Origin of the sequence: Azospirillum thiophilum, assembly GCF_001305595.1 — a bacterium.
GTDB lineage: Bacteria > Pseudomonadota > Alphaproteobacteria > Azospirillales > Azospirillaceae > Azospirillum > Azospirillum thiophilum.
In genome coordinates this window covers 1,063,996-1,075,869 of the sequence record NZ_CP012402.1, presented here as the reverse complement: position 1 = coordinate 1,075,869, position 11,874 = coordinate 1,063,996, and the positions used below count along the sequence as shown (strand labels likewise).

Genomic DNA, 11,874 nt, shown 5'->3' with positions numbered 1-11,874 from the left:
AGAGGCGCCTAGGCCGCAAGAAGAAGCGCCTGCACGCGGTCGAGAATGTCGCCGACGGTGCGCACGCTCTTGAACTCCTCGGGCTTGAATTTGCGCCCGGTCAGGTCCTGAAGCTTCACGACGAGATCGACGGCGTCGATGCTGTCCAGATCGAGATCCTCGAACAGGTGCGATTCGGGTGTAACCCTGTCCGGTTCCACCTCGAACATGTCCTCCAGGTAGCCCTTCAGCTTTTCATAGACTTGCTCGCGGGTCATCATGCCCGTTCACTCCACCTGCTGCGACTGGACGAAGAGCGCAAGGCTCCGCACGTTTGCGAAATGCGCCTTCACATCTCCGGTGACCGAGTCGATCTTGATGCCGAACCGCTTGCGAAGGGCGACGCCAAGCTCCAGCGCATCAATTGAATCCAATCCGAGGCCATCGACGAACAATGGTTCCGAGCTGTCGATATCCTCCGGCCGGATATCCTCCAGTTTAAGAGACTCGACGATCAGCGTTTTAATTTCGTTTTCCAAATCAACCATTGGCCGAGCATTCCATGTAATACTCTTCAAGCTGTCTGACCAACTTGCGTGCAGCAAGTGACCGGTACTCATACCCCAACCATTCACGGGCGTCCAGGCGGTCGCCAACCTCGACATGGAAGCGCGGGCGGCGGTACGGAACCTTCCACCACGGCTCTCCCTTTACCAGCGTCAGCGGCCGGCAGGTGATGACGACGAGCTGGATATCGGTTTCCAGCATCGTGGCGATGTTGGCGAAGCCGCGCCGGAAACGCGGCGGCTCGCCCGGTATCGTCCGGGTGCCTTCGGGAAAGATGATCAGGCTGTCGCCGCGCGCAATGGAATCCCGGCATGCCTCCAGAAGCGCTTCCGGTTCCAGATCGTTGCGGATATAGCCGGTCCCCCGCACCACGCGCCCAAGATAGGGGCTGTTCCAAAGCGCACCTTTGACGATGCACTGGCTGCGCGGCACCAGCCCCATCAGCAGCACCACGTCCAGCAGGGTGGGGTGGTTGGCGACGATCATCCGGCCGCCGGCCGCACGCAGCCGGTCGGCCCCCCGTACCGTCACCTCGATCACTCTCAGCCGTGTCAGGGTCCACACATAGCCACGGAACAGCCAGTGGACGAGCAACTGGTTGCGTTCCCGGCGCTTTGCCCCCGGCGGCGTCAGCAGGGTCACCAGTGGAAACACCGTCAGGGCAAGAACCGCTCCGCCACCGAACAGCGCGGCAAAGGCGAGCCCCGTGCACGCCACACGCCGCAGATGATCGAGCCGCTCAACCATGGCGCCGCCAGGTCCAGGTCATGCGCCCGCCCGCCGAGGTGGCTGCCGGCTCACCCGACAACAGAAAGCGCAGGAAATCCGATGCGGCGGAGGGCGCCGGATGCATGCCGCCGCGGTTGGGGGTGGCGTGAAAGAGGATATCGTCCCCGGCTTCCAGCAGCAGGGCGCAGACCATCGGCAGACCGGCATCATCCGCATCGCGGAATGCGCCGTAGACATCGGGCAGCACATCGTCGCCGTAGAGCAGAAGCACCGGTTCGTCCGGTCGTTCCGCCAGACAGACGGCAGCCTCCAGCAGGCCGAAGCCGAAGCTGTCCGGCCCGGCGGCAAGCGCCGTGTGGCCGGCGCGGTTGCCGGCATGGATCGAGAGCAGGCCGGCCAATCCATGGTGGACCGCCATGCTGAATTCCGCCGGTGACGGCGCTTCCCCCGCGTCCAGCGCCTCCAGAATGGTCACGGTCCGGCTCAACTCCCCATGACGGGACGCCAGGACGTAGCGCGCCCGCGCGACGGCGTCGCCGCAGGCCAGCGCCGCCGCGATCAGCTTCTGCCCCAGGGGAGTCGCCCGCCGGCGCAGCATCATGGGCAAGGGGGATGTCGCCGCATCCGCCTCGATCCCGTCCGGCGCTCCGGCCCAGCCGCACCATGCGGCGCGCGTCTCACGCCCCGGCGCCCAGGCCGACCAACGGTTCAGGGCGAACCGCAGCCCGGTCCCGACCGGCCCGGACCCGTTCACGGAATGGCCATTCATCGCCATTACCCGGGTCAATAGCCGGCGCGGTAGAGGCGACGCTCGATCTCGTCCTCCAGCGCCTTGACGTTCGAGTTGTAGGCGCGGTGGACCATTCCCCCCTGTTCCTTGAGGTTGGAGGTCGCGACGTGTTCGATGCCGTAGCGGTTCTGATCGTAACGGATGTTGACCGTCATCGTATGCGTCCGCCATTCTTGGGTCGCCCGCATCAGACCGGGCTGGACACGGTCCACGGTCCAGCGCTTCTCCGCCGCCGCTTCGAGGATCGCCTGTTCGACCGACCTCATGGGCAGGGTCCGCGCCCCCGCCGGCACGGGATGATCGGTGACCGTGTAGATGGGCTGCTGTCGGTTGCAGCCCCCCAAGCCCAGCACTGCCGTAAGTGCCACCGCCGCGCATACCGAACGCTGTGTCGAAGTCATACCGATCCCCGCAGCCCCCACCATCACGCTCCAATCCGGATGCCGTTCGCGTGCCCGCACACGCGTACCTCCGCAGGAGTTGCTGAATAGCATATTCAGATGATGGTATGCATTTGTTTGCTTACGGTATGATTGTGGCGGACCGATCCGGACAGGGCATCGTCGGGATGCAGGACGAGAGACCTCCCGGCTGACGGTGTCTCCGCTCAGTGAATTGAACAGCAGAGTCGGCCTGTTGGATGATTTCCGCCACAGGCTCGGCTCTTTGGAGCAACGGGGTTCAGATGACGATGCCGATCACCGCAGGGCTTTGTTCCAGTGTATCGGCCAGTGTTTCCAGCATGCGGCGGCAATCGGCGCGGGCAGGTGGGGCGCCGAGGCAGATGCGCAGCGCCTCCGGGGCCGGCCCGGGCTGGAAACCGGAGACGAGGTCGGGGCCGGGGACGAGGAAGGTGTCGCTGACTGCGGCGGCGATTCCGCGGGTGCGCAGGTGGGAAGCGAATTCGCCTCGCGTCCAACTCGGCGGCAGGGTCAGCCACAGGTGGAAGCCGTCGGGATGGGCGGTCATCGCCGTAGGCGGCAAAAGGTCGCGTGCCATGCCCTGGCGCACCCTTGCCTCCGCCCGGATGGCGGACAGAAGCTGTTCGGCGGTGCCGTCGCCGATCCATTGGGTTGCGACCGCGGCAAGGATCGGCGGGGTGCCGAGCATGGTCGCCCGCAGGGCGGAGGCGAGCCGGATCGCCTGCCGCCCGTCCGGTGCGGCGACATAGGCGATGCGCAGGCCGGGCGCCACGCATTTCGCCAGACCCACGACATGGAAGGTCACGTCCGGCGCGAACGACGCGATGGGCGGCGGCGCATCCTGCGGCAGGACGCCGTAGATGTCGTCCTCGATGATGGGAAATCCATGGTCGCGGGCGATGGCGGCGATGGCCTCGCGCCGCTCCGCCGGCAGGGTCGCCGTCGTCGGGTTGTGCAGGGTCGGGGTGCAATAGAGCGCCTTGGGCGCATGGGCCTTGACGGCGGCACGCAGCGCATCGGGGTCCAGCCCCCGGCCGTCCATCGGTATGCCGATCACCTGCAGCCCCAATTGCCGCGCGATGGCCTTGAAGCCGGGATAGGTCAGCGCCTCCGTGCAGACGGTGTCGCCGGGGCGGGCCAGCATGCTCAGCAACGCCAGCAGGGCGCCCTGCGTGCCGGGGCAGACGACGGTTCGGGTGGCGATCCGGCTGGCGGCCTCTTCGGCGTCGCTGCCGCCGGCCGGGTCGGGCTGCCGCCTGGCAAGCCACCGCGCGCCGGCCGCCCGGTCCTCGTCGGTGGCGCCGGCACCGGAATCGGGGTAGCGGAGCAGCGACTGCGGATCGATCTGCCGGACCGCCAGCTCTATGCCTTGGCGCACCCGGTCCAGCAGCTCCGGCGCGTCGGGAAGGGGCGGCTGATTCATCGTCATGTCGATGACGGCCGGGATGGGGTTGGGAACGGGAGCGGTCGTCAGGCGTCGGGCCGGGCCGGGCACCGGGGCGTCCTGCTGGCGGACGAAGGTCCCCTGGCCGACACGGGCGTCGAGCAGGCCGCGCCGGCGTGCCTCGCCATAGGCACGGCTGACCGTGGTCAGGTCCAGTCCCAGCCGGTCGGCCAGCGTGCGTTGCGGTGGCATCCGCTGCCCCACCGCCAGACGGCCGTCGCGGACATCGTCGGCGATGGCATCGGCGATGGCGAGATAGAGCGGCCTGTCCCGGTCGGTCAGGTCGGGCTGCCAGAGGCCGCCACCGGTTTGCTCTGCCATATCGGATTGCATGGATATCCTGACCGTTGCCGGCACCGGGCCGGATTGTCCGCAACATATGCGCGTTTCGCGGTCCTGGCCGCAAGCCGTTCCACCCGATCGGTGCCGGAGCCGCCGGATCAGGGTGCTAGGAACACGCTGTCGTGGCGGACCGGCTCGCCGGCCGGACCGGACAGGGCATCCGGCGTCAGCGTGAGGGTGAGCGGCGTCGAGGGGGCCGACAGCGCGGCCTTGGGCACGCGGACCTGGATGCGGTAGGTATCCACCGCGTTGGCGCGGGCCGACAATGCCAATTCGTTCAGTTCCCCGCCCTCGCCCGACAGGCTGAGGCTCGCCTGAGGCAGGCCGGACAGGGTCAGTCGATAGTGCCGGCCTGTCAGGGACATGTTGGCGATCTTGATGGTGTAGGCGTTCTGGATGCGTCCGTCGCTGAGCATCACGAACAGCGGCGCACGGTCGCGCAGCACGGCGATATCGTTACTCGGCTTGAACGCCAGGGCGATGGCCATCGCCCCGCCGACCACCACCAGCATCAGGCCGTAGACGATGGTGCGCGGCCGCAACAGGCGGTAGCGGGGCAGGGCGACCGCCGCCTTGGCGGCTTGTGTGGTATTGGCCGCCTTCGCGGCCTGGGCGGTCAATGTGTCGAAGCGGATCAGGTCGCCCGGCTGGCCGATGCGCGCCATCACGTCGTTGCAGGCATCCACGCACAGGCCGCAGCCGATGCATTCCATCTGGATGCCGTCGCGGATGTCGATGCCGGTTGGGCACACTTGGACGCATTGACCGCAATCGATGCAATCGCCGAAGCCCTGGTGCCGGCGCGTGTCCCAGCCCTCGTTCTTGCGCAGCGGTGCGCGCCCCTCGCCGCGCCAGTCCTGGTAGGTGACCACCAGGCTCTCCTCGTCCAGCATGGCGGCCTGGATGCGCGGCCAGGGGCAGACGTAGAAGCACATCTGCTCGCGCATGAAGCCTGCCATCAGATAGGTGCAGGCCGTCATGAACAGGATGGAACCCACCGCCAGTGCCGACGCGTCGAACCGCAGCAGGTCCGCCGCCAGGGTCGGCGCATCGGTCAGGTAGGCGATGCCGAGGAAGCCGGTGACGAAGGCGATGGCCAGCCATGCCGTGTGCTTGACCGCCTTCTTCGCCAGCCAGTTCGCGGTCCAGGGATGCTGATCCAGCCGGATGCGGGCACCGCGGTCGCCCTCCACCTGCCGTTCGACCCAGACGAACAAATCGGTCCAGACTGTCTGCGGACAGGTGAAGCCGCACCAGACCCGCCCGCCGACCGCCGTCGCCAGGAACAACCCGATGGAGGCGATGATCATGATGCCGGTGATGTAATAGACCTGCTGCGGCCACAATTGTACGGCGAACATGTAGAAGCGCTGGCCGTCGAGATCGAACAGGACCGCCTGATCGGGCGCGTCCGGCCCGCGATCCCACCGCAGCCACGGCAGCAGTGCGAACAGCGCCAGCAGCACCGCGCCGAGCACCGTCTTCAGACGCCGGTATCGCCCGCGCACAGCCTTGGGGTGGATCTTGCGATGGGAGGCATAGGCGGGGGAGGAAGCGGAAGCAGGCGCCGGAGCGGCGGCGTGTTCCGGGCGGCGGGTGATGAGGGGCGCGTCGCTTGGCATGGGGCACCTGGCTCGAAGGAACCGTCCGGCCGCCTGCCCATTGCCGGGGCGAATGGCGGGGCGACCATCTGGCAATGAGCTTTGTATGGAATATTGACCGCATGCCTGCAAGTTAATTGTATGGCTAAAAGCCGCGCAATCTCGCCGATGTGCCAGTATGACGCACCATTCAATTGCCGCTGCGCCGGATCCATACAATATCAGGAAGGCTTTGGTGCGGGCGGTCGCCATTGTCGGAAAGGCGTTCCGAAACGACATTGTCACCGACTGGACGCGATCATTCGACAGGGCCCCATGGCTAGGACCACAAGCAGCAAGGACACCGGGAACCCGTGCATTGGAAGCTGCCGCTTCGACACGAACGGCGCATGTCGCGGCTGCCGCCGGACGAAGGCGGAGGTGAAAGGCTGGAAACGGCTGCCGGATGAGGCCAAGGCGGCGATCAACGGGCGCATCCGGGCCGAACGCATCGCGGCAAAGCCACCGCGCAAGCGCCTGCGCAAACTCGGAAAGAAGATCCGCAAGCTGGAAACGAAGCTCGAGGCTCTGCGGGCCGAGCGCGAAGCCCTGGAAAGCGCCCGGCCTGCGGAATAATTGTCCGGTGCCGGGCCGGACCCGCCGTCAGCGGAACTTGAAGGGCAGGCGGATGCCGATGGCGGCGGTGTTGAACCCGGCGGTCTGAAAGGCGTTGTTCATGTATTCCATGCCCTTCAGCCGGCTGACGATGTAGGAGTCCTGCCTGTCGAGCTTATCGATCGTCCAGCCGCCGAACGAGGGAGTAACGGTGTTGAGGGCGGAGACCGCCTGTCCGATCAATCCATCGAACATGTTCGGAGCCGGGCTGTTTCCAAGGTTGCCGTGCAGGGCCGCGCTTCTCTTCCCCCACCAGGACTTCCGGGCAATGTAATATTTGGAATTGGTGGAAATCGTAGCGGCCGTCTGTTTGACCGAATTGCTGACCCCGTCGGATTCAAGGTTCATCGAGCCCCAATGGCCGTCCCCCTTGCCCCAGCCGGATTTTGTCGAGGCATCGCCCTGATCGACCAGCCATTCGAAGATGGCCTTGACCTTGGCCTTGGACGGCGACTGCTTGAATTGTTCGAGGCAGGTCAGAAACACCGCTTCGGCGGCACCGCCGGCCGAGATGGACCACATCATCACCAGCGGGCGCTCGTTCATGCTGAGTTTGCTGTCCAACAATCGTGAAAAATCATACGACATGGGTGCTGCCTCCGGTCGAAAGGGATCGGGCGCCGACCGGCGCTTCGAATGCCGTACGCTAGCGTGGCAACGGAACCCGGACCATGACCGTGGGTCCATTTTCCTTGACCACGCGTCCGCGGCTCCGGCGGAGCAGCGCGTCAGGCGCGGAGCTGGCGCAGCCAGTCAGGAAACTGTCCGGCCGCGGCCCTGGTGTCGTGGCTCTCGGCGCCACGCGCCCGATGGCGACCGTCTGCGGGGGCCGATGCCCAGCCGTCCCGGATGTCCGACGGCGTACAGCCGAACGCGCGCCGGAAGGTCCGGCTGAAATGCGCCTCGCTGGTGAAGCCGAACGCGAAGGCGATTTCGCCGATGCGGCGGCCGTCGGCGGGATCGGAAAGGATTTCGCGGATTCGCAGCAGACGCCGGCCCTGGATGTAGCGCGCGATGCCCCGATGCGGCTCGAAAAGTTTGTAGAGGGCCGAGCGTGACAGGCCCAGTGCCAGACACAGGCGGTCGGCGGACAGCCCGGGATCGTTCAGGTTGGCGTCGATAAGGCGCCGGGCCTGCATCATCAGGGTTGCCGCGATCTGCGGCCTTGCCTGCCGGAGGGTGTCGTGGGTGGGGGCCAGGCAGGCGGTGAGAATCCCGCGGATGGCCCGCACCACATGCGGCGCGTCCGCCATCGTCGATGCCGGAGCCGCCCGGGCCAGCGACCGCAGATGGTCGGCCAGCAATTGCCCCATGATACCGCCCAGGCGCGTTCCATGCAGTGCGTCGGCCCGCGGCAGCATGTCGGTCATGACGTCCCGGGGCACGATCACGCAGGCTCCCTGCAACCGCATCGTCGGCAGTTCCAGCGGTTGCCCCATGTCCTTGACCAGGATCTCGTCCGACGCGTTGCCGGCGGCGCCGGTGCTGTCCAGGCGTATGATGAAGTGGTCGATATGGTCCGAGCGGATCCGAGCCGGCGACCGGTGGTAGGCCAGGGCGTCTACGTCCATGGTCCCGACGATCAGCGGACCGAAATGGGTGCTGGTCGCCGTGCCGGTGAAGTGCCGGCGCGCGTCGCCGTCGGGTGGAGCGATCTCGTAGACCGAGGTCATGGCGTCCCGCCACGCGCCGAAGCGCTCCTTTTCCGGCAGGACGTCCGTCGAGAAGCGCCGGAAGGGAACGGATTGCGTGCTCAAGGGAGAAACCGGGTTCGGTTAGTGTCCGATCCATCTTCCCGATGCCGTGCCCGGAGGTCAAGGGGGCGGCGGTGCGGAACCGGTCGATCCGGTCAATCCGGGCCCCGCAGGCGGTAGCCGACCCCGGTTTCGGTCAGGATGTGGCGGGGGCGGTCCGGTTCCGCCTCGATCTTCTGGCGCAGCTGGCGGATGTAGATGCGCAGATACTGGATGTCGGTCTCGCCGCCCCAGACCTCCTTCAGGATCATGCGGTGGGTCAGGACCTTGCCGGCATGGGCGACCAGCAGGCGCAGCAGGTCATATTCGCGCGGCGACAGCTTCACCTCTCCGCCGCGTACGGTGACGATGCGGCGGACGAGGTCGACCGTCAGGTCGCCGCTGCGGAACAGGGGCCGCTCGCCCTGGCGCTGCAGGCGGTGGCGCAGGGCGGCGCGGATGCGGGCCAGCAGCTCGTCGACGCCGAAGGGCTTGGTGACGTAGTCGTCGGCGCCGAGGTCGAGCGCCTCCACCTTGCCGGCTTCGTCGACCCGGCTGGACAGCACGATGATGGGCAGCGCCGCGATCGCGGGGGAGGCCGGGTCGCCGGCCCGCAGGCGGCGGATCACCTCAAGCCCGTCGATCCCCGGCAGGCCGAGGTCGAGCACCAGCAGGTCCGGCACCCGGCGATGGATTTCCCTGAGCGCCGCGTCGCCGTCCTCGGCCTCCACGATGTCATAGCCCTGGGCCGACAGGCTGGTGCGCAGGAAGCGGCGGATCGGCGGCTCGTCGTCGACGACCAGGACGCGCAGCGGGGCGGAGGGCGAGGTCATGGCGCAGTCTCCTCCGGCATGGGCAGGTCTGCCGCGGCGGGAAGGGTCAGGGTGAAGACGGCGCCGGACCGGTCGCGGCGGTTGCCGGCGACGATGCTGCCCCCCATCGCCTCGACGAAGCCGCGGCAGATCGCCAGCCCCAGCCCGGTGCCGGCGCGCTGCCGGTCCTGGGCGTGGACACGGTAGAACTTGTCGAAGATGCGGTCCACATCGGCGGGCGGAATGCCGTCGCCCTCGTCCATCACCTGGGCCTCGACGCCGGCCGGCACGCGACGAGCCCGCACCGTCACCTGCGATCCGGCCGGCGCATATTTGGCAGCATTGTCCAGCAGGTTGAACAGGGACTGTTCGAACAGCACCGGGTCGAGATCGACCATCGGCAGGTCGGCGGCGAGGTCGACCTCGACCCGGTGGCCGGCAAGGATGCGGCCGGCGCGCTCCAGGGCGCTGCCGACCACCTCCGACAAATCGACCGGGCCGGTGCGTGGGCGGATGGCTCCGGATTCCAGGCGGGTCATGTCCAGCAGATTGGCGATGAAGCGGTTCAGCCGCTCCGCCTCTTCCTGGATCGTTGTCGCCAGTTCGAGCCGGGCGGGCTCGTCCAGCGCGGTGCCGTAGCGGGTGAGGCTTGTGGCCGAGCCCAGGATGGAGGCCAGCGGGGTGCGCAGGTCGTGCGAGATCGAGGTGAGCAGGGCGGAGCGCAGGCGTTCGGTCTCCGCCGCCAGCTTGGCGCGGTCGACATCCTCAGCCAGCATCACCCGCTCGATCGCCAGCGCCGCCTGATCGCTGAGCGCGTCTAGCAGGCGGCGCTGGTCCGGGGCCAGCAGGCCGCCGCGCTGGCGGCCGGGACTGCCGGCGCCGGTGTCGATGCCGACCAGCGCCACCGGTCCGCGGCCGGTCCGCATCGGCAGGAACAGCCAGCGGGCGCCCGGCAGGGTGTCGGCGCCGAGGCCGGCAGGCTTGTTGTTGCGCCAGCTCCACACCGCGGCGGCGAGATCGGCCTCGTCCAGCACATCCTCCGGCGGATAGCCGGCGCGCACCGCGAGGCGGTCGCCCTCCCTGCTGCCGTCCATGCTGCCGACCCCGTCGCCGTCCGGCATCAGCAGGACGACATGCACCTTCAGCATCGCCGCGATCTGATAGGCGGTTGCCCACAGCAGGTCGTCCATGGTGACGACGCCGGCCAGCTTGCGGCTGAACCGGTAGAGATCCTCCGTCGTCCTGGCGCGCAGCCGCGCCGTCACCGCCTGGGCGCGGACACGGGCGGTCAGGTTGCTGGCGATCACCGCGACCACCGCGAAGACCAGCAGCGCGACGATGTTTTCCGGGTCGGCGATGGTGAAGGTGTAGAGCGGCGGCAGGAAGAAATAATTGAAGGCCAGAACGCTGGCGATGCAGGCATAGAGCGACGGTCCCAGCCCGCCGGTGACGGCGCTGCCCAGCACGGCGGTCAGGAAGACCAGCGCGATGTTGCTGAGCCCCAGTGCCAGATGCAGCAGGTGCCCCAGCCCCAGCGCCGCCGCGACATAGGCGCTGGCGGCGAGGTAGGGCAGCCCCTGGAAGGACGGGCGGCCGGTCGCCGCGGTCCGCACCGTCTTGGGCGGCACCGTGTCGGCCGGGGCGGCGGCGATGACATGGACGCTGATGTCGCCGGCCCGGCGGATCAGGCCATGCGCGACCGAGCCGTGCAGCAGCTCCGCCCAGCGCGGGCGTCCGGACTTGGCGATGACGATATGGGTGATGTTGTTGGCGCGGGCATACTCGACCACCGCGTCGGCGACGTCGCGGCCGGGAACCGTCACCGCTTCCCCGCCCAGCCGTTCGACCAGCCGCAGGGTGTCGGCGATGCGGTCACGCTCCGCCTCGGTCAGGCGCAGGTCGCGGCTGGTCTCGACATGGATGGCACTCCAGCGGGCACGCAGCCGTTCCGCCTGCCGCCTCGCATAGCGGACCAGTGCCCCGCCGCTGGCATCCTGGTCGATGCAGACCAGCAGCCTTTCGCCGGCGGCCCAGGGGCCGGCGATGGCGTGCGCCTGCATATGGGTCAGAAGCTGGTCGTCGACCCGTTCGGCGGTGCGGCGCAGCGCCAGTTCGCGCAGCGCTGTCAGGTTGCCGGGGGAGAAGTAATGGCGGATCGCCTGCTCGGCCGTGCGGGGGACATAGACCTTGCCCTCCTGCAGGCGCTGGATCAGGTCTTCGGGCGTGATGTCGATGACTTCGATGTCGTCGGCACGGTCGATGATGGAATCGGGAACCGTCTCACGGACGCGGACGCGGGTGATCTTGGCGACGACGTCGTTCAGGCTTTCGACATGCTGGATGTTCAGCGTGCTGTAGACGTCGATGCCGGCATCCAGCAGCTCCATGACGTCGAGATAGCGCTTGGCATGACGTCCGCCGGGGGCGTTGGTGTGGGCCAGCTCGTCCACCAGCACGATCTTCGGCCGGCGGGCGAGGATGGCGTCCAGGTCCATTTCGGCCAGCGCATGGCCCTTGTGGCGGACGGTGCGGCGGGGAACGATCTCCAGCCCGGCGGTCAGCTCCTCGGTGTCGGCGCGGCCATGGGTCTCCACCACGCCGACGACGAGGTCGGCGCCCTCGCGCCGCTTGGCATGGGCGGTCAGCAGCATGGCGAAGGTCTTGCCCACGCCGGGCGCGGCGCCAAGGAAGATCTTCAGCCGCCCCCGCTCCTCCCGTTCCGCCTGGCGCAGCAGGGCGTCCGGCGATGGGCGGCTGCTGCGGTCGCCCTGGTCCTCGTTCATGCCGCCTTCCCGCCGCAC

Annotated in this window: 12 protein-coding genes; 1 reads left to right on the top strand and 11 read right to left on the bottom strand. The window is 67.9% G+C overall.

The window, feature by feature from the left end:
- Positions 1 to 8 precede the first annotated feature (8 nt).
- The 7 genes from AL072_RS18335 to ccoG all read right to left on the bottom strand — a co-directional run bounded on the left by AL072_RS18335 (position 9) and on the right by ccoG (position 5,895).
- Positions 9 to 260: an acyl carrier protein gene (locus AL072_RS18335; RefSeq protein ID WP_200909837.1), complete on the bottom strand. Its 252-nt coding sequence runs from the start codon at positions 258 to 260 to the stop codon at positions 9 to 11.
- 6 nt (positions 261 to 266) lie between these two features.
- On the bottom strand, positions 267 to 527 hold the full coding sequence (locus tag AL072_RS18330; protein WP_045582863.1) for a phosphopantetheine-binding protein: 261 nt from the start codon (positions 525 to 527) through the stop codon (positions 267 to 269).
- Positions 520 to 1,293 (bottom strand): lysophospholipid acyltransferase family protein, encoded by a 774-nt coding sequence (locus AL072_RS18325; RefSeq protein ID WP_045582864.1) that lies wholly within the window; start codon positions 1,291 to 1,293, stop codon positions 520 to 522. Before AL072_RS18325 ends, AL072_RS18330 begins: the two co-directional genes overlap by 8 nt.
- Positions 1,286 to 2,044, bottom strand: a complete 759-nt coding sequence (locus AL072_RS18320) for a beta-ketoacyl synthase chain length factor (protein ID WP_045583326.1) — start codon at positions 2,042 to 2,044, stop codon at positions 1,286 to 1,288. Before AL072_RS18320 ends, AL072_RS18325 begins: the two co-directional genes overlap by 8 nt.
- 14 nt (positions 2,045 to 2,058) lie before the next feature.
- Entirely contained in the window at positions 2,059 to 2,331 is a 273-nt protein-coding gene (locus AL072_RS34950) for a hypothetical protein (RefSeq protein WP_045582865.1), read from the bottom strand.
- 415 nt (positions 2,332 to 2,746) lie between these two features.
- On the bottom strand, positions 2,747 to 4,252 hold the full coding sequence (locus tag AL072_RS18310) for an aminotransferase-like domain-containing protein (RefSeq protein WP_045582866.1): 1,506 nt from the start codon (positions 4,250 to 4,252) through the stop codon (positions 2,747 to 2,749).
- Positions 4,253 to 4,371: 119 nt separating this feature from the next.
- Complete coding sequence (ccoG, locus tag AL072_RS18305) at positions 4,372 to 5,895, bottom strand: cytochrome c oxidase accessory protein CcoG (RefSeq protein WP_045582867.1); 1,524 nt, start codon at positions 5,893 to 5,895, stop codon at positions 4,372 to 4,374.
- 120 nt (positions 5,896 to 6,015) lie between these two features.
- Here ccoG and AL072_RS36125 point away from each other — a divergent pair, with 120 nt between their 5' ends.
- Positions 6,016 to 6,489, top strand: coding sequence for a DUF1289 domain-containing protein (locus AL072_RS36125; RefSeq protein WP_342669606.1), 474 nt, complete (start codon positions 6,016 to 6,018; stop codon positions 6,487 to 6,489).
- 27 nt (positions 6,490 to 6,516) lie between these two features.
- Here AL072_RS36125 and AL072_RS18295 read toward each other — a convergent pair whose 3' ends face one another.
- From AL072_RS18295 to AL072_RS18280, 4 genes are all read right to left on the bottom strand, one after another.
- Positions 6,517 to 7,116, bottom strand: coding sequence for a hypothetical protein (locus AL072_RS18295; RefSeq protein WP_144428280.1), 600 nt, complete (start codon positions 7,114 to 7,116; stop codon positions 6,517 to 6,519).
- 140 nt (positions 7,117 to 7,256) lie between these two features.
- On the bottom strand, positions 7,257 to 8,285 hold the full coding sequence (locus AL072_RS18290; protein ID WP_052710083.1) for a helix-turn-helix domain-containing protein: 1,029 nt from the start codon (positions 8,283 to 8,285) through the stop codon (positions 7,257 to 7,259).
- A gap of 92 nt (positions 8,286 to 8,377) precedes the next feature.
- Positions 8,378 to 9,094 carry a response regulator gene (locus AL072_RS18285; RefSeq protein ID WP_045582870.1) on the bottom strand — a complete coding sequence of 239 codons (717 nt, stop codon included), beginning with the start codon at positions 9,092 to 9,094 and terminating at the stop codon, positions 8,378 to 8,380.
- A complete protein-coding gene (locus tag AL072_RS18280; protein ID WP_045582871.1) occupies positions 9,091 to 11,856 on the bottom strand; it encodes a sensor histidine kinase in 2,766 nt (921 codons plus the stop codon). The genes AL072_RS18285 and AL072_RS18280 overlap by 4 nt, the downstream gene beginning before the upstream one ends.
- Positions 11,857 to 11,874: the final 18 nt, after the last annotated feature.